The following is an 18,061-nucleotide window of genomic DNA, read 5'->3' as shown; positions in this document are numbered from 1 at the left end:
CACTCCTATAATCTGCTTGCGCCAGGCAGGCGCTAATTAGTGCCGAACATGCGGTCGCCCGCGTCGCCAAGACCTGGAACAATATAGCCCTTCTCGTTCAGACACTCATCCAGCGCAGCAATATAAATATCGATGTCTGGGTGTGCTTCCTGAACCGCTTTAACGCCTTCAGGTGCAGCAATTAGACACATCAGTTTAATATGCTCGCAGTCGCGTTTTTTGAGCGCAGTAATAGCCGCGATTGCGGAGCCGCCAGTTGCCAGCATCGGATCTACAACAACGAGCAGGCGATTCGGAGCATCCGTCGGCAGGTTGATATAATATTCCGTTGGCTGTAGCGTTTCATGATCGCGGAACAAGCCGATATGACCAACCTTTGCAGCAGGAATAAGCTTCAAAATACCCTCTACCATGCCAAGGCCGGCGCGCAAAATCGGAACGAGGCCCAGCATACGTCCCGATACAACCTTCGATGGCGTCTCAGCAACCGGCGTCTGTACGGTAATCGTTTCAAGCGGGATGTCCCTTGTAATTTCATATGCCATTAATGTTGCTACTTCGTCAACCAGTTCCCGAAAATCTTTCGTATTCGTATCTTTATTCCGAATAAAGGTCAGCTTATGCTGGATTAACGGATGGTCGCAGATGACCAGTTTGCTCATGGAGCGTGATTCCTCCCGTGTAATTACGTATTTCTGTATCAGTAGACACAATCCCGTATATTATAGCATTGTAAAAGGTCTGATGCATCCTGTGATTTTTCACTTTGAAAAATCGACCGATTTTAGCTGCTGCAGCCGCCGCCACAGCCTCCACCACCACTATCTCCGCTGCCGCAGGAGCTGGAGGAATCTCCACTGTCGTGGCTCCCGCTGGGCTCGTGGCGGTCATTCGAGAAGCTTCCTCCGTCGCAGCCATATGTAGAGGAGCCGCTACCGTTCGCTTCCCGCTGCGCTTTCGTCTGCGCAGCGTTCATCTGCTCTGCAAAGACGTCAGGCGTAGAGGCGGATAGCGAATAGAAAATCAGCATACCGGATAGCATACCTGTCGCTCCAATGACGGGATCATAACCGCCCTTCCATGAGGAAGAGGCGCTTGCCGGGTAGGGAGCCACCTGCTCATCGTTGTTATTCAGCTGCGATTTCAAGCGCCATAGCAGATAATCCATCGCCTCTTCCATATCGGAATAAGCATCCGCCGCTTTCACATTAAACCATTTTTCCTTTAACGCCTGCTCGGACTGCTGCAGCAGCTCATCCGCCCGGGCGCGGGGCAGCGGCGTCTTGAAAAAAGCGCCCCAAACCCTTCCGCTTGCCGGCGTCTGCTGAAACAGCTCGCCGTACACCCAGTCGAACCAAGAACGGTCATCTGGCTGCAGACGCTCATCCGCACTATGCGGAGCATGATGAATAAGACCGCCGCAAAACGCGTTGCAGAACTGCTCATACTCCCGCGTAAACATCAGCATTTCATGCCAGATGAGATCTGCCCGGCCGCTGTACATCGGAACCCCACGAAGCAGCCCGCACATCAGGAAAAATCGTTTCAGCTCGAAAAAGGTCCATTTCCATTCCTTATCGGACAAGCTCGGCAGCTGCTTAAGTACGCGATCCTTGATCCGGCTTTCAAAATCATTCGTAAGGGCAGCCTCCAGACGCTCGGCGGCAGGACGGGCGGGATGTCGATAAGGCACGCCAAGCGCGCTCGGCGGCTCCTCAGACGGCCATGCCGTCAGTGAAAGACTGCGGGAGCCTGGCGAATAGCCCGGCGCGCGTTTGCTTTTTCCCATTTTTGAACGATTGGATTTGTTAATCAGCATGATCACAATGAACATAAACAATACAATAATTAGTATAGCTGGAATCGTTTTTTCCATTTGTTCTCCTTCCACGCTTGGTTTGACTTGAACCTATTGTAGCATGCCGATAGAGCTTCCTGTATATGTAAAATCAGCGAAATAGCGAAAAAAATGCCGCACAGAGGCAAAAGCCCCCATGCGGCATTTTTCAATAACAAAATATTAGTATTTCAGCTCTGGATAAAGCGGGTATTGCGCTGTCAGATCGCGAACGATTTGGCGGGATTTTTCAAGCGTTGCCTCATCCTTCGGATTTTTCAGCGTAACAGCGATCACTTCGCCGATCACTTTCATCGCTTTCTCATCCATGCCGCGCGAAGTGGCAGCTGGCGTTCCAAGACGGATGCCGCTAGTGATGAACGGGCTAGTTGGATCGAAAGGAATCGCATTTTTGTTAGCTGTAATACCGATTGAATCCAGCACGTGCTCAGCTTCTTTGCCTGTAATGTTCAGGGAACGCGTGTCGATCAGCATCAGGTGGTTGTCTGTGCCGCCGGATACGATGTTAATGCCTGCTGCAACGAGTGTATCGGAAAGAACAGCCGCATTTTTCACAACGTTTTGCGCATACGTTTTGAAGGATGGCTGAAGAGCTTCGCCGAGCGCTACCGCTTTAGCTGCAATAACATGCATCAGAGGGCCGCCTTGTGTACCTGGGAATACTGCTTTGTCGATCGCAGCTGCCCACTCTTTACGGCACAAGATCATGCCGCCGCGAGGACCGCGAAGCGTTTTGTGCGTTGTCGTTGTAACGAAATGTGCATGCGGCACTGGGTTCGGGTGAAGTCCAGCTGCTACAAGACCTGCAATATGAGCCATATCTACAAAAAATAGCGCGCCTACATCGTTTGCGATTTTAGCCATTTTTTCGAAATCAATAATTCGCGGATATGCAGATGCGCCAGCTACGATCATGCGAGGGCGGTGCTTGAATGCCGCTTTGCGGACCTCTTCATAATCAATCGTGAAGGAATCTTCATTTACGCCGTATGCTACAAAGTTGTAAAGCAAGCCGGAAGCGTTAACCGGGCTGCCGTGCGTCAAGTGGCCGCCATGAGCCAAATTCATGCCCAGTACCGTGTCGCCAGGCTTAAGCGCCGCCAAATAAACAGCCATATTCGCTTGTGCGCCGGAATGCGGTTGTACGTTGGCATGGTCTGCGCCAAACAGTTCTTTGGCACGATCGCGTGCGATATCTTCCACGATGTCCACATGCTCACAGCCGCCGTAGAAACGTTTGCCCGGGTAGCCTTCTGCATATTTGTTCGTCAAAGCAGAACCCAATGCTTCCAGTACGGCTTCGCTTACGATATTTTCCGATGCGATTAGCTCGATGTTATCGCGTTGACGCTGCAATTCCAGTCCCATTGCTTTCAAAACTTCCGGATCTTGTTTACGTAGATTTTCCATTATAATTGCCTCCTTAGTAGTGTGTGCTTGTTATATAGATAAGGATTAAGCATGATATGCTCTTCAGATACATGTTCTACGGGCTGCATGCTCCTCCGCCAATAATAAAATCTTATGGAATACTTACAATTAATCGCAAGTACCGGCTGATTGTTCAGGGGTCAAGACAACAGCATCACGGCTGTCTGCCACCCCATCCAGCTCATACACCGCACGTACACCGCCAATAAGCTTTGGCCGCGTAACCGCCATCGTGACGTGCGCCTCGCCAATGCTGCGAATAGAAGGCCGCACCGGAACCGCCACTCTGCGCAAATGCATACCGATGAAGGTGTCTCCGATATCTATTCCAGCATGCGCGGCTACCGTCTCGACGAGACAGGCATCGCTGATGTGCCGATACGCGTAAGCCGCCATGGAGCCGCCTGCCTTCGGAACAGGAATCGCCGCGACCTGCTCAAGCCCGTAGCGTTCAGCCGCTTCACGCTCGATAACGAGCGCACGGTTCAAGTGCTCACAGCATTGATACACGGGATAAAAACCTATATCGCGGCGCACGGCCTCAACCCCAGCGAAAATTTCCGCAGCAGCTTCAAGCGTTCCCGACGTCCCAATGCGCCGGCCCAGCACCTCGCTCGTGCTCGTGCCGATGACGAGAAGCTGTCCAACCCGCAGGCTGCCCGCTGCCGCAAGCTCGCGAACGATCGTCTCTACTGCACTTGCTATCGCTATTGTTTCCTCGTTTGCTCCCATAGCAGGCGGCCTCCTTGTCTAACCGTATCAATAAAGGTATGGAACAAAGCCTTCGTCCATGCTCGTTTAGCTTAAGCGTTATATTTTTGCTCGATTTGGCCTACTTTATGAATGCGTCCCGCATGACGTTCGCCACCGGAGAATGGCGTGTCCAGCCAAATGCGAAGAATTTCCTGTGCAACGCCTGGGCCAATGACCCGCTCACCCAGTGCAATTACATTCGTATCATTATGCTCGCGCGTCGCTTTGGCGGAAAATAAATCGTGCACCAGCGCGCAGCGGATGCCTTTAACCTTATTAGCGGCAATCGACATGCCAATGCCTGTTCCACAAATGAGAATACCGCGATCCACTTCCCCGTTTGCCACCTTTTCTGCTACAGGCAGTGCATAATCCGGGTAATCGACCGATTGGTTGCAGTCACAACCGAAATCTTCAATAACATGTCCAAGCGATAGCAGAAATGGTACAATTTCGTCCTTCAGCCGGTAGCCGGCATGATCGGCGCCAATGGCAATTTTCACGTATAAACCTCCTCCAAAGTATGACGATGCTGCACTTGCACGAATACGACTTTATTATACCTAAATTTGTCCTAAAAGACGAAAAAAGAGCATGACATGCTCTTCAGCATGCTGCTCTTTGCCCAGGCGACCGGCCGTATGTTCCGATGCTCCACCGTGGTTACCCACTTCCGTCGCCAGTCACATCGGAAACCGTATATCTGTACCCATCATAGCCGAATTTTTGTGAAAAATCAATCGTTCCCGCGCCTAAATTCGCGCTTCCACTTTTGCTTGCCGCAGCCATCCACCTATTCCTGCTTTAGCCGCACGAGCAGCAGCTGCAAGCAGCTGTGAATTTCCTCGGCGCAGCTTTTGTAATTCCCGAGGGTTCCGCCAAACGGGTCTATTATATCAAAGCTTGGTATACGGCGCTCCAGCTCCAGCAAACGATTGCGTTCGCCATCGGTCAACTGCTGTCCCAGCGTCTGCTTCATGTGCAGCTCCGTATAAAGCCGCTCAAGCTCCTTGATGTCTGCCAATACGCCCGTATCCTGATTGACATATTCTTTGAGCGTATGCGCTTTGTCGACGGCTTCCGGAAACCATTGGAGCAGTCCTCTTTTGTGGCTGGCTGTCATTGTCAGTACGAGGTCGGCCCATTTCACCGCTTCCCCAGTCAGCGCGCACGAAGAGCTCTGATGCTCAATGCCATAATCGCGCAGCACCTCTGTCGCATGGCCGGAAACGGCCAACCCGTCAATCGTCGAAATGCCTGCCGAACGCACTTGGGCCGCTACGCCTTGCTGGACCGCCATATTTTTCAGCATCGCCTCCGCCATTGGAGAACGACAGGTATTTCCCGTACAAATGAACAAAATGCGTTTCACGCCACATACCCCTTTCTATGTGCACTCAGAAAATAAACAATAAACCGAACACCAGCAGCACCGCGCCGCCGCACGCTTCGCCATAGCCGCCTAGCTTATGGCTGACCCTTTGTCCAAGCAGCAGCCCTATGATCGACATCATGCTGCCAAAAAAACCAAACAGCAGCACCGTCAATAGCAAATCGGCCGCAAACATGCCGAGCGTTACGCCAACGGAAAAGGAATCAGCACTGACGCCGAGCGCGAACAGCAGCGTTCCCCAAATCGTGCGGTGATCAAAGGTTTGCGCATCTTCTCCCCGCAAGGAGCTATAAATCATATGCCCGCCGAGCAGCACCAGCAGCACACCAGCAGCCGCAGTCGCTACATGACCGAGCAAGCCGCTGACGAATCCCCCAGCGTACATGCCCCCGAGCGGCATAATAATATGAAATATACCGATAATGGTACTTAATCTTATCATATGGTTCCAGCGAATGCCGCGCAGACCAATTCCGATTCCTAGCGAAAAAGCATCCATGCCAAGCGCAACCGCCATAATCAGCAGTGTAACAAATTGCCCTCCAAGCATATGGCTACCCCACAAAACGATCTCCCCCCACGTCCGCAAACATTCATACCCCAACATATGCGGAAATGGGGACAAACATACTATAGCTTGTTTAAGGGGTACTAGACATATTCTTACCCTTCTAAGGCGTGCTGCAAACTGCAAAGCTGCAGCCGCTTAAACGCATAATCGCGTAATCGGCACGACTGGCACGAGCTTCAACTTTTCTAGTGAAAAATAGGCCGCTGGCTTAAGCTGGTTTTGCCCTATACCTGATGAGTGCGATGACCGGCTGCCTTGAGCAGCCGATTCATAAGCGCAGCTCCAATACCGTCCGGCTCGCAGCCCTCTGCCCAAATCCGCTGTACGCCTTCAGCATCAAACTGGCGCAAAGCTGCATATAGGCGATGGGCAGCCTGCTCCAGCTGCTGTCCGCTCCCATAAGTCAGCACAAAAGCGGAGCCGCCCTGCATAGCAGCGGCCTGCTCATCGAATACGAGAACGCCTGCTTTCAGCCCAGCGTTTGCTGCTTGTGCCACCTGCTCCTGCATATAAGCTATACGCTCGGCAGCTGAGCTTCCTTGCACAATGCTAAGCTCGCCCTTCGGCGCATAATGCGTGTATTTCATGCCTGGCGAACGCGGGGCTGCCAGCTCCTCCGCTGCCGATGCAGCATCCGCAGGCGCATCGATCTCCGCTTGCGGCGCCGCTTCGCGCAGCTGCTCCACCGTTACGCCGCCTGGACGCAAAATACGAAGCGCCTGCTCGCCCGTCAGTTCAATGACGGTCGATTCAAGGCCGATGCCTGTAGCGCCGCCATCGACAATGCCGCTGATACGACCGCTGAGGTCTTCAGCCACATGCTCGGCGAGCGTTGGGCTTGGCCTGCCTGAGCGATTAGCGCTCGGCGCGGCAACTGGACAGCCAGCAGCTGCTAGGAGGCGCAGGGCTACCGGGTGGGAAGGCATCCTCACGCCGACAGTGGACAAGCCAGCCGTCACAAGCGGTGACACCGCTCCCGGTTGAACGGGAAGCACAAGCGTGAGCGGTCCAGGCCACAGCTGCCCCATAAGCTGCTTTGCAAGCGTCGAATAAGGCAGCACCAGCTCGTCGAGCTGCGAAATATTTGCGATGTGAACAATAAGCGGATTATCGGAGGGACGGCCTTTCGCCTGAAAAATCCCCGCTACTGCCTCCGAACTGCGAGCATCTGCCCCAAGCCCATATACCGTCTCCGTCGGGAAAGCAACAAGCTCTCCACGGCGGAGCAATTCCGCTGCTTCCGCAATGGACTCCTCAGCGTGCTCGTCCGCCATGCGCCATACCTTCGTCGTTGTCATCTCTATCCTTCAATCCTTGCTCTATTGTAGTCATCCTTCTAGTCCGTATACTCCTGTTAGTATACCATACGCTTGGATAAAAACGGAGCCAGCAGCATAACCGCTGCCCGCGGATGCTCACTGGCTCAATCCTGACTACTGGCTGCTGTATGCTAGGGTGTGTATGCAAGCCGGAGTCGCCCTGCTACTCCTTGCTCAGATCTTATTCAAGGCCAATCTCATCTGACGAAACAAGGCTTGAGAACCGAAGCATGCGATTGTTGCTGAGACCACGCAGCTGAGACCATTGTTGCTAAGACCTCACAGCTTGGAAGCTTGGGAGCTAGGGACGCTCATTTCTTTTTTTGAGGACTGAGATTCCGCTATTTTGGCTTTTGATTCATTTTTAGGCAATAAGCGGACAGGAAATCCGCTATCGTCCTCATTATCCCGTCAGAATGGCTAAAGGCAGCGCATTAGCGGCTCCTGAGTCCGCAACCTATGCCTTTACGCGTAATTCTATTAAAATAGCGGCTGCTGTGTCCGCCAAGTCTATCTTTGTGCAGGGAGTAAAACCCTGAAACGAAGAGTATGGAGCTGCCATTCGGTATATAAGCTCACGTTCATGTCGGGCAGCATTCCCGGTAAGAGAGACAATACGTTCGATACTACATTCTATCTGGATCTGGCTTGCATACTTTTGCATATACGCCCTAGGCGAACAAGCTTTGCACCCAAGCAATCAGCTTTTGCAGCATTTCCCAAAGAAAAAACTTCGCTTCCGGCGCTTCGCCTTCCGCTTTGCTATTAGCAGGCTCCTGCTTGGCATGGACAACTTCGCTGGCTTTATCTTTTTGTACGGAAGCCTTTTCTACATCAGCTTTAGTTTCTTTCGATTCTTCCTTGTTTGCTGCTTTTGATGTCTCAACCTCGACATCAGCGGCTACCGCTTCGCCGGAAGCTGCGTCAATGAAGCACAGAGGCGGGAACAGCACGCACCACCAGTTTTGCCCCTTGCCTTCGCCTAACGTAATCAGCAGCGCTTCGTAGCTGCCAGCAGGATATACTTCACTTCCGTACATTTTAGTAGGGAACGGAACCTGGCCAAGCTCAATGTGGAACGCATAATCAAAACCCCGGCTGCTCAATACTTTGCCAACCAATAGCTCCATTTCGTCCATATGCGTGCGCATTGTTGCACGCGCTTCCTCTATTGTCTGCGGTCCAGTCACCCAGCTGTTCATCGCTTCTACCACAGCATCACGAACGACGCGTTTGACTGCCTGATCGGCAGGGGCGTCGGAATTAGCCAATATACGGAGCCTGATCGACTCCTCCGGAATATGGCTGCCAGCTACAGCGGCATCCACCTTTTGCATCTCCCAGCTCATCACAAGTACAGCAAGCACCACCATAATAAGAACAACCGATCTACGATAAGAAAAACGGGAATAATTGCGGGACATACACAAGCTCCTCTCGATGGCACCCGTCGGTACCTCTGCTTGCGTTCCGGAACGTATCTATCCGTAAGTATGTCCGCGATTCCCTTTCTATAAACCTCAAAACTATTAATTTTTAATAGACAAGGTGAAACGGCTGTCGCCGTCCTTTGGGGCGCGGCGCGTTTCAGTCCGAGAAATAGAAGAACAGTAAGGCTAAACATATACTTTCTTATATTTCAAAAATAGACAACCCCTATGAGCTATTCTAATGTGATTGCCTTGTATCGATTATAGGATTAGTCCGCTCCTGCATGAGCGCACTGGCAGCAAGCATGGTAGCCAGCTTCACAGGAGGGATTGATAATCCTGCCTAGCCGTTCGTGCGAACCGCAATAACATGGCGGTCAATGCCGCCATAATCCGTAATCGTCCGCACCTCGTCCCATGCTCCCGCTTCCCTTAAAAGCTTCGCCACCGCTTCCGCTTGGCCCATGCCCAGCTCGAAAGCGACGATGCGCGGCAGCTGCCTCAGCAGCGGCAGCTGCTCTACCATGCGGCGGTACGGGTCCAGCCCGTCCGCTCCCCCATCCAGCGCGAGATGCGGCTCGTAATCCCGCACCTCGCGCTGCAAGCCCGGGAGGTCATCCGCCGGTATATACGGCGGATTGGACACCAGCACATCGACGCGGAGGTCTGCCGCGCCGGGTGCCTGGGCTGCGGCGGCGCCGCCCGTTCCGAGGAACGGCGCCAGCAGGTCGCCCTGCACGAACGCCATGCGGCCTGCCGCTCCATGGCGGGCCGCATTCGTGCGGGCGACAGCCAGCGCGTCCGGCGAAAGATCGGACGCGCATACGCGCCAGAGCGGACGCAGCGCAGCCAGCGTCACGCCGATGGCGCCGCTGCCCGTGCCGACGTCAAACACCGTCGGCCGCGCAGCCCAGCCCTTAGTCGCGTCAGCAGCTTTAGCTGACGCTTCCCCCTGCTCCGCCTGCTCGCTGGCGCGATTGCTCGCAGCGGCCAACCCCGTCCCAGCCGCGCCTTCCACTGGCGCGTCCGCCGCGTCCGCCGCTTCCGCCTGTGCCGATTCCGGCCACAGGCGATCCGCCGCCTCAAGCACGGCCTCGACGAGCAGCTCCGTCTCGGGCCGCGGAATCAGCACGGCCGGCGTAACCGCAAACGGCCTGCTGTAAAACCATTGCTCGCCGATGATATATTGCACCGGCTCGCCGTTCCCTTTTCGCTGAGTGAGCGCATCCCATGCTGGAGCCAGCTCGCTCGGAAAAGGCTCGCCCCCGTCGCGCAGCAATTCCATGCGCCCGATGCCCAGCAGATGCAGGAGCAGCAGCTCCGCATTATTGCGCGGCTCCTCCACGCCCTGCCCCGCCAAAAACGAAGAAGCCTGCAAGCAGGCTTCTCTAATGGTACAAGGCAGCACAACCTTCCACCCCTTGCTATTGTCGCCCATGTATCCAACGTCCCTTTCTTTACTTCCCTAAACGCTTGGCAATAACACGCATAGCCGCATAAAAGGCAGGCTCTCCAAGCACTGATGCTCGAAAACCCTGCCTCTTCACGCAGCATGCCTTAATCGGCAGCTTATTTGGAAAGCACCTAAGTTAGTTCAGTTCTCTCTCCATAATGTCCGCTTGCTCGGCAATCGTCAGCGACGAAATAATTTCCGCCATGTCGCCGTTCATAACCGAATCCAGCTTATGCAGCGTAAGTCCGATACGGTGATCTGTCACGCGGCTCTGCGGGAAATTATACGTGCGAATCCGCTCGCTGCGGTCGCCCGTTCCGACTTTGCTTTTACGCTCGCCGGCATATTTCGCCTCTTCCTCTTGACGCTGTACATCTACAATACGCGCACGCAATACTTGCAGCGCTTTGGCTTTGTTTTCATTTTGCGATTTGCCGTCTTGGCAAGTAGCCATAATGCCCGTCGGTACGTGAAGCACCCGGACAGCGGATTTCGTCGTATTAACTGACTGACCGCCTGCGCCGCTGGAGCAGAACGTATCCACCCGAATATCCTTGTCGAAAATCTCGACTTCTACTTCCTCAACCTCCGGCATAACCGAAACGGTAGAAGTGGACGTATGAATACGGCCGCCAGACTCCGTTACCGGAATACGCTGCACCCGATGAGCGCCGCTCTCGAATTTCAGCTTGCTGTAGGCGCCTTTACCCGTAATCATAAAAATAACCTCTTTAAAACCGCCCAAGTCATTTTCATTAAAATCCATCAGCTCTACACGCCAGCCTTGCGTATCCGCAAACTTCGTGTACATGCGGTACAGCTCATAAGCGAATAAAGCCGCTTCATCACCGCCAGCAGCGCCGCGAATTTCCACGATAACGTTTTTGTCATCGTTGGGATCTTTCGGCAGAAGCAAAATTTTAATTTTTTCTTCCAGCTCTTCCTTGCGGTCAGATAGCTCATCAATCTCCATCTTGACCATTTCGCGCATTTCATCATCCAGCTTCTCGCCCTGCATAACCTTCGCGTCATCCAGTTGCTCCGACACTTGTTTATATTCAGTATAAGCCTCATAAGATTGTTGCAGATCGGACTGCTCCTTGGAATATTCCCGCAGACGCTTCGGATCACTTGCTACATCTGGATCACACAGCAGCTCACTCAGCTTCTCGTAGCGATCGGCCAGTGCTTGTAAACGGTCCAACACCATCATTCACCTCTGTTATCACACTTTGATACTCCATTATAACATATGCGCGGCATTCTATCGACAAGCGAATTACTGCCGCCACACCCAGTTTTTATTTGGCTTCTTCGCCCATCTATGCGAAGAAGCCCCCGACCCCGCTGGCAAAGCGGTTCGAGGACTCCCTTTTTCACAAAAAAATAATTTATACGTTGAAACGGAAATGAATAACATCGCCGTCTTTTACGACGTAGTCCTTGCCTTCCAGGCGAACCTGGCCACGCTCCTTCGCAACGTTCATGGAACCGGCAGCAGACAAATCGTCAAACGATACGATCTCGGCGCGAATGAAGCCACGCTCAAAATCCGTATGAATAACGCCAGCCGCCTGCGGCGCTTTCGTTCCGCTGCGAATTGTCCAAGCGCGGACTTCCTGCACGCCTGCCGTAAAATACGTATAAAGGCCAAGCAGCTTGTAAGCCGCACGAATTAGACGGTTGAGTCCCGATTCCGCAAGGCCAAGCTCTTCAAGGAACATCGCCTTGTCTTCGCCTTCCAGCTCAGCAATTTCTTCCTCAACGCGCGCGGAGATTGGCACCACTTCTGCATTTTCAGCAGCCGCAAACTCACGAACTTTATTAACAAATTCGTTATTGTCCGTATCGGCAACTTCAGCTTCGCTCACATTGGCTGCATAGAGCACAGGCTTCATTGTCAGCAAATGAAGATCGCGAATGAGCAGCTTCTCATCATCGGACAGCTCCAGGCTGCGCGCTGGCATATCATTGTAGAGCGCTTCTTTTACACGCTCAAGCACTTCAACCTCTTGGACAACTTTTTTATCTCCGCCCTTGAGATTTTTGCGGGAGCGCTCGATCTTTTTATCCACGGAATCAATATCGGCCAAAATCAGCTCCAGGTTAATGGTCTGAATATCGTCGATCGGGTCGATTTTGCCCGCTACATGCGTAATATTCTCGTCTTGGAAGCAGCGAACGACATGAACAATCGCATCCACTTCACGGATATGCGCCAAAAACTTGTTGCCAAGTCCTTCGCCCTTGCTCGCGCCTGCAACCAGACCGGCAATATCAACAAACTCAAACGCTGTAGGCACGATGCTTTTCGGCACTACAAGCTCAACGAGCCTGTTCAGACGCGGATCCGGCACCTCTACAACACCAACGTTAGGATCAATTGTACAAAAAGGATAGTTAGCGGATTCAGCGCCCGCTTGCGTAATTGCATTAAACAAAGTCGATTTGCCGACATTCGGCAAGCCTACGATACCAGCTTTTAAAGCCATGCGTAAAGACACCCCATTTTCCGAAGTAACAAGCTCTCGTCATTATACCCGATGCGTATAAACAATAAAAGGGGCGAGTTCGCTGACACGTTTAGTAAAACGGTTGTGCTAGGGTGTTGACACAACCTTCTCCCCCCTCCTCATGCAATCGCTTGATTAGAATCCATATTCGAATTCATATTTGTCGTTTAATTCATCCCATAGCTTTTGTTTGATTTCGAATGGTTGATCCCCGCCCGTTTTTAAGTCAGGCTGCTTCGAACCTCCCACTTCAAATTTCCCATTATCCATATTAATGATGGAATACTGCCCCATGCTGTTTTTCTTTAGAAAAATAATGTACTTCTGCTGGTATACCATTTCATTGTAGCCTGCTGCCTTTACTTTGTAACCTTGACTAAAACGCAGCACATGTCCTTTTTTCACGCATGCTTCAGAACGCTTCGGCCATACTATAGCTGGGATTATCCGCAGTCAGGAGGTGAAGCGCCGTGGAAAACAACACCCATAAAGGCAATTACAAAGGCACAACGAAGATGCATGCTAAAAATCAGGACATGGCATTCGTGAACGATAACATCAAGGATACGAAATCCGTCTCCAACTTCACAGACAAGAAGAAAAAAACCGACTAACAACCTTTGAACCTATCTATTCTTTCAGTAAAAAAGCATACAGAAGAGCCTCCAGCCGCTTAGCTGCCTGGCTGAAGGCTCTTCCGTTGTTCAGTACCGCCGTTAGATTATGACTCGTATTGCTGAGCAAGAGATAGCCTTCAGCCCTTAGTCGCGAATCGGCGCTTCCTTCAAATCCGCACGCGTTTGCAGGAAACGGAAAAATGCCGTCGCCGCCTCTGCCCGCGTCACTTTACGCTCTGGAAGGAAGCCTCCATCCGACAGTGACATTATGTTCAGGCCGACCACGATTGCCGCCTGGCCTTTTTTCTCTGTCTTGTCCGCATCTTTAAAATTAATATTAAACAGCTGCTCATGATTCGCTAGTGTGTTGTAGCCCAATGCCCGCACGATCAGCTCGGCCATTTCCTCACGGTCTACCTCGCCCGCCGGATTAAAGGTGCCGTCTCCAATATCAATCAGATTTTGCTCAAGCGCGCTTTGGACATATACATAATAGCCTGATCCTGCCGCTACATCGCTAAAAGACGCGTTGGCCGAGTCAGCGCTCTCCATCACAATCGGGCCGCGCCCACTGTTCATGGCAAGCACGAGCATTTTAATCAATTCGCCGCGTGTCACAATCGCATTTGGACGCACTTTGCCATCCTTCACATCCAGCGCCTTGTAGGCAACCATCAGCTCCAACTGACGCTGCGCCCAGTGGCCTTCGACATCCAGCGCCTTAGGCTTCTCTAACGCCGTAACCTCCCCACTTTCGCGATTCCGCCATTGCCCGCTTTGGGCATCCAGAAACACGGATTCATCAATGGCAGCCGGAACAAGTCGGTAGACAAGCTTCACATCCGTCTTGCTTTCCACTTGTTCGGAATCCAGTTCACCGGCAGCCAGCATCAGGTTATATTTTTCGATGGGAATCGGCTGGCCTTGCAGGGAATATTCCCGCTCTACATAATAAGTCAGCTCTGTACGATAGTAGGTGAGCCACTTTTCGATCGCTTCCGTTTTTTCAATAACCTTTGGCGCTTCCGTCGGGTAGTTAAAGGAGGCAAGCTGGGCGTCATACATCGTCACTTCATTCGTCCGGGCATCCACGTTGACATTGACCCGGTCATAGGACACCGTCGCTCCCTGGATTTTGCGAATAAATGAAATGTAATAGGAATTAATCGTACCGGCTGGCGCCTCGCTGTACTTCTGTGGATCAGGCTTTACAACGTACAGCTGGGCAGCCGCCCATGGAAGCTGCTTTGTGACCGTATCTGTTGCCATTTTCTCCGCCTGCTCATAGGTCAAGGAAGGCTTCAAAGAGGTATCCACACCATCGTAGGCATAGGCGTAATAGCTGCGAATGATGCCCGTCTTGCTATCAACAGTGGCCGATACAGAGCCTGTCTCTCTAGCTCCGCTCTTCGTCGTCCAATTGAGGTTCCAATACGATTCGTTATGGCCTGTTGTATCGTCGTTGTACTCATTGTAGCTTGAATTAGACAGCACAGCACCTGTTGGCAGCTTGAAATTCGACTCTACGAGCGAGGTCGCCTGTTTATCTGTCAAATTGCCCGCTTTTGGCGCTTCGCCAAGCGCTGCTGGCGCAATTGGAGTATCGGAAACGCTGCTTGTCTGATCATACAGCTTCTTAATAAGCGAGCCGTCTAGTGCATTTATCGCCAGACTGCCCATCTCGTAGCTAAGCATAGGGGAACGCTGGCCTTGTGGGCTATAAGGCACAATATATTGCAGCTCTGGCTGGGCAAGCTCACGAAGCTTAGCATTGGCCTGCGCTAGCGTAATGCGCGAGTCTGCTTTTGGAAACTGAAGCGTATCGTCCCATTGCAATTTATAATTAGTAATATGGCCTTCACTGTCGACATCGAGTTCAATATAGTTGTCAACATAAGGAATATCATTAATGATTCGGTCATAGCGAATTTTATGAACAACCTCGCCTGTCAGTGGGGGAAGCACCTGCGCACCATATTCGGGATTGTAGCGCACCTGATTCACATAGGCTGCAGCAATTTGCTTCATGAAGGAAGCAGCAACATCCTGGGCAGCTGAGCGCTCTACTTTGAGTGGATACGTCGGCTTGGAGCTAGGATTGTCTATATAGGAACTAAAGGACAGCAACTGGCCACCGTCAGCATCAATTTGAACATAAATGCTGCCCTTATGCTTGCCATTCACTTTCTTGACGAAATCAAGCCCCCATACATTACGTTTGCCCTGTGCCAGCACGCTGACCGCCAAAGACGCGCCCTGCAGCGTGTATTCATTCGGAATGCTCACACGCTCGCGCGCCAGCTTCTCTGCCTTATCCTTCGAAACCGATACATTCGCCGCAGCCTCCATCGAGTCCTCCCCGGAAATACTATCTGCCAGAGAAGTCTGGCGATCAATCGTCACCTTCGCTCCGCTTGCAAAAGCGGCGGTAGGCACACTGCTTGTAAGCGCGACTAACGCTACAAATGCAATCAATCGTTTTTTGCTCCCCATCTCCTGCTTCCCCCTCCAATACATTCCTGAATATCCTATAGACGCCTAAGCTTTGAGGGAAGTTGCGTCTTTTTGAAGAATAATTTGCACAAGTGTGAACGGAATTGCCATCCTTTAGCGTCCCTATATAAAAAAGAAGCCGCACACCGATGAACCATCGGCGATGCAGCTTCTCTTCATTTAATCAATGCGCGACCAAAGGTCTTACAGTTGATTGTTGATTTTTGTTTTCAACGCGTCTTTGCTTTGCAGACCTACCATTTTGTCAACGGGCTGTCCGTCTTTGAACAAAATAAGCGTTGGAATGCTCATTACCCCGAATTGCGAAGCCAGTTCAGGCTCTTCGTCAACATTGATTTTTGCAATTGTTGCTTGGCCAGCAAGCTCAGTTGCCAATTCTTCAACGATTGGAAGCTGCATTTTGCAAGGTCCGCACCAAGGTGCCCAGAAATCTACCAGAGATACGCCGCTCTCTACGTTAGATGAAAAGTTGTCTTTCGTTAATGCTACTGCCATTTCAATCATCCTCTCCAGCTGTGTTGTATGATAAGGGAATACCCCTCACACCGTCTTTATAATCAGTTGCCTATTCACACGCATGAATCTGGCCAAGCACATCCTGAATGGTCGTGTGACTGAAATGCGATTCCAGCTGCTTCTCCGCCTCACAAAAAATCCGGAACATCACCTGGTTCATATTGGAGCCGACGACGCACTCCATGCCCGGATCGCCCGAGCACCAGCTTGGAATAAGCGAACCTTGCGCCATCACTCGGTAAACATCGGCAAGCGTTACTACACTCGGATCAATCGTCAGCCGATAGCCGCCTCCCGATCCTTCGCGCGTATCCACATAACCGCTGCGGCGCAAGCCGCTCATCACCTTGCGAACGCGGGCTGAATGAGTCCCAACGTTGACGGCAATCATCTCGCTGCTTGCCATGTTTTCCGGCAAATGAGCTAAATATACAAGACTGTGTACGGCAATTGTAAATTCGCTGTTCAATGTGAACGGCCTCCCTGTTTAGTACTGTAATTTTATCAATTACAGTTCAAACTGTCAATAGTCCGTTCCCGCTAAAATTCATCATTAGGATGCGATGACTCTCGATCTATTATGCATTGGCCGTTTATGCCCGCTTTAAAAATTGAAATTCATCGGGTTGGAGCCATAACGGCGCCCTTCGTTTAGTCCATCAATTGCCGCAACCTCTGCTTCCGTCAGCTCAAAATCAAAAACATCGCCATTTTCGATAATGCGCTCTTTTCGAACGGATTTAGGAATCGTAATGACGCCTTTTTGCAGATCCCAGCGGATGACGACCTGTGCCGGGCTTTTGCCGTATTTGCCAGCCAGTTCCTGAAGCAGCGGCACGTCTAAATTCCCTTGCATGAGCGGGCTCCATGCCTCAAGCTGGATGCCTTGCTCACGGCAGAAGCTTTGCAGCTCCGGCTGTGTCAGCAGCGGATGGAACTCCACCTGATTGACCATCGGCTTAATTTCGCAGCCTGGCAGAAGCTCGTCGAAATGCGGCAGCAGGAAATTGCTCACGCCAATCGCCCGAATGTAGCCATCCTTATAGAGCTTTTCCAGCGCGCGGTACGTTTCCGTAAATTTGCCAGCCACCGGCCAATGCACTAAATACAAATCTATCACATCCAGACCTAGACGCTTTCGGCTTGCTTCGAATGCTTGCAGTGTCGTCTCATAGCCTTGGTCCCGGTTCCACACCTTCGTCGTAATGAACAGCTCTTCCCTAGCAATACCACTCTCGGCAATTGCACGCCCTACACCCGTCTCATTGTTGTAAGCGCTTGCCGTGTCGATGCTGCGATACCCTGCTTCTATAGCGTAACGTACAGCGTGCTCAACCTCATCGCCTTCTTTCGACAAGTATACGCCAAGCCCCAGCCGCGGCATTTGCACCCCGTTATGCAGCGTCGTTACTTCTGTGCTAATTGCAGCTTTAGTCATTTTTGTTCCTCCTGTTCTTTTTTAAGAAAAGTGATGAACGATAGCAATAAAACTATTTTCCACAAAATAGTAACAACAAAAGAAGGGTGGGTCAACCTATTCCTGTGACTGTATTTATATGAAGCAACCTATTTGCTGGATATGTCCACTCATTTGCAGCGTGATTCACCAGGTGATATATAAATCAGAGTCGGCCTGCTGCTCCTTGCCCAGCGCTCATTCGTGGCCAAACTCATCTGACGATTAGTCTGAGAC

At 51.8% G+C, this 18,061-nt stretch carries 19 protein-coding genes and 1 riboswitch; of the genes, 1 reads left to right on the top strand and 18 read right to left on the bottom strand.

Annotation, left to right across the window (positions count from 1 at the left end):
* Positions 1 to 32: 32 nt before the first annotated feature.
* The 14 genes from upp to WH37_RS14530 form a co-directional block, all read right to left on the bottom strand.
* A complete protein-coding gene (upp, locus tag WH37_RS14590) occupies positions 33 to 662 on the bottom strand; it encodes a uracil phosphoribosyltransferase (RefSeq protein ID WP_046231319.1) in 630 nt (209 codons plus the stop codon).
* A 122-nt stretch (positions 663 to 784) separates the two neighbouring features.
* A complete protein-coding gene (locus WH37_RS14585) occupies positions 785 to 1,876 on the bottom strand; it encodes a glycine-rich domain-containing protein (RefSeq protein WP_046231318.1) in 1,092 nt (363 codons plus the stop codon).
* A 144-nt stretch (positions 1,877 to 2,020) separates the two neighbouring features.
* A complete protein-coding gene (locus tag WH37_RS14580; RefSeq protein ID WP_143088606.1) occupies positions 2,021 to 3,268 on the bottom strand; it encodes a serine hydroxymethyltransferase in 1,248 nt (415 codons plus the stop codon).
* Between the two features lie 129 nt (positions 3,269 to 3,397).
* On the bottom strand, positions 3,398 to 4,021 hold the full coding sequence (locus tag WH37_RS14575; RefSeq protein ID WP_046231316.1) for a TIGR01440 family protein: 624 nt from the start codon (positions 4,019 to 4,021) through the stop codon (positions 3,398 to 3,400).
* 71 nt (positions 4,022 to 4,092) lie between these two features.
* Positions 4,093 to 4,545 (bottom strand): ribose 5-phosphate isomerase B, encoded by a 453-nt coding sequence (rpiB, locus tag WH37_RS14570; protein ID WP_046231315.1) that lies wholly within the window; start codon positions 4,543 to 4,545, stop codon positions 4,093 to 4,095.
* 113 nt (positions 4,546 to 4,658) lie between these two features.
* Positions 4,659 to 4,739, bottom strand: a riboswitch (ZMP/ZTP riboswitch).
* Positions 4,706 to 4,831 carry a hypothetical protein gene (locus WH37_RS37050; protein WP_269431312.1) on the bottom strand — a complete coding sequence of 42 codons (126 nt, stop codon included), beginning with the start codon at positions 4,829 to 4,831 and terminating at the stop codon, positions 4,706 to 4,708. Its footprint overlaps the riboswitch before it by 34 nt.
* A 4-nt stretch (positions 4,832 to 4,835) precedes the next feature.
* Entirely contained in the window at positions 4,836 to 5,414 is a 579-nt protein-coding gene (locus WH37_RS14565; protein WP_046231314.1) for a low molecular weight protein arginine phosphatase, read from the bottom strand.
* 25 nt (positions 5,415 to 5,439) lie between these two features.
* The gene (locus WH37_RS14560; protein ID WP_046231407.1) at positions 5,440 to 5,985 is read right to left on the bottom strand and encodes a manganese efflux pump MntP; all 546 of its coding nucleotides are present in this window, start codon (positions 5,983 to 5,985) and stop codon (positions 5,440 to 5,442) included.
* Between the two features lie 245 nt (positions 5,986 to 6,230).
* Positions 6,231 to 7,304, bottom strand: coding sequence for an L-threonylcarbamoyladenylate synthase (locus WH37_RS14555; protein ID WP_046231313.1), 1,074 nt, complete (start codon positions 7,302 to 7,304; stop codon positions 6,231 to 6,233).
* Positions 7,305 to 7,996: 692 nt separating this feature from the next.
* Complete coding sequence (gene spoIIR / locus WH37_RS14550; RefSeq protein WP_046231312.1) at positions 7,997 to 8,749, bottom strand: stage II sporulation protein R; 753 nt, start codon at positions 8,747 to 8,749, stop codon at positions 7,997 to 7,999.
* A 349-nt stretch (positions 8,750 to 9,098) separates the two neighbouring features.
* On the bottom strand, positions 9,099 to 10,193 hold the full coding sequence (locus tag WH37_RS14545; protein WP_046231311.1) for a N5-glutamine methyltransferase family protein: 1,095 nt from the start codon (positions 10,191 to 10,193) through the stop codon (positions 9,099 to 9,101).
* 151 nt (positions 10,194 to 10,344) lie between these two features.
* Complete coding sequence (gene prfA / locus WH37_RS14540; protein WP_046231406.1) at positions 10,345 to 11,415, bottom strand: peptide chain release factor 1; 1,071 nt, start codon at positions 11,413 to 11,415, stop codon at positions 10,345 to 10,347.
* A 184-nt stretch (positions 11,416 to 11,599) separates the two neighbouring features.
* Positions 11,600 to 12,700 carry a redox-regulated ATPase YchF gene (gene ychF / locus WH37_RS14535; protein WP_046231310.1) on the bottom strand — a complete coding sequence of 367 codons (1,101 nt, stop codon included), beginning with the start codon at positions 12,698 to 12,700 and terminating at the stop codon, positions 11,600 to 11,602.
* 156 nt (positions 12,701 to 12,856) lie between these two features.
* Positions 12,857 to 13,126 carry a hypothetical protein gene (locus tag WH37_RS14530; protein WP_046231309.1) on the bottom strand — a complete coding sequence of 90 codons (270 nt, stop codon included), beginning with the start codon at positions 13,124 to 13,126 and terminating at the stop codon, positions 12,857 to 12,859.
* Between the two features lie 65 nt (positions 13,127 to 13,191).
* Here WH37_RS14530 and WH37_RS36000 point away from each other — a divergent pair, with 65 nt between their 5' ends.
* Complete coding sequence (locus WH37_RS36000) at positions 13,192 to 13,335, top strand: hypothetical protein (RefSeq protein ID WP_172455457.1); 144 nt, start codon at positions 13,192 to 13,194, stop codon at positions 13,333 to 13,335.
* 147 nt (positions 13,336 to 13,482) lie between these two features.
* On the opposite strand, the gene WH37_RS14525 is transcribed toward WH37_RS36000, so the two are convergent.
* The 4 genes from WH37_RS14525 to WH37_RS14510 form a co-directional block, all read right to left on the bottom strand.
* Positions 13,483 to 15,831, bottom strand: a complete 2,349-nt coding sequence (locus WH37_RS14525; protein WP_046231308.1) for an S-layer homology domain-containing protein — start codon at positions 15,829 to 15,831, stop codon at positions 13,483 to 13,485.
* Between the two features lie 204 nt (positions 15,832 to 16,035).
* On the bottom strand, positions 16,036 to 16,347 hold the full coding sequence (gene trxA, locus WH37_RS14520) for a thioredoxin (RefSeq protein ID WP_046231307.1): 312 nt from the start codon (positions 16,345 to 16,347) through the stop codon (positions 16,036 to 16,038).
* 70 nt (positions 16,348 to 16,417) lie between these two features.
* Complete coding sequence (locus WH37_RS14515; protein ID WP_046231306.1) at positions 16,418 to 16,837, bottom strand: RrF2 family transcriptional regulator; 420 nt, start codon at positions 16,835 to 16,837, stop codon at positions 16,418 to 16,420.
* 135 nt (positions 16,838 to 16,972) lie between these two features.
* A complete protein-coding gene (locus WH37_RS14510; RefSeq protein ID WP_046231305.1) occupies positions 16,973 to 17,806 on the bottom strand; it encodes an aldo/keto reductase in 834 nt (277 codons plus the stop codon).
* Positions 17,807 to 18,061: the final 255 nt, after the last annotated feature.

The sequence above is a fragment of the Paenibacillus algorifonticola genome (assembly GCF_000971975.1).
Taxonomy (GTDB): domain Bacteria; phylum Bacillota; class Bacilli; order Paenibacillales; family Paenibacillaceae; genus Pristimantibacillus; species Pristimantibacillus algorifonticola.
The sequence above is the reverse complement of the archived record's forward strand: the minus strand, read 5'-3'. Positions and strand labels throughout refer to the sequence as shown.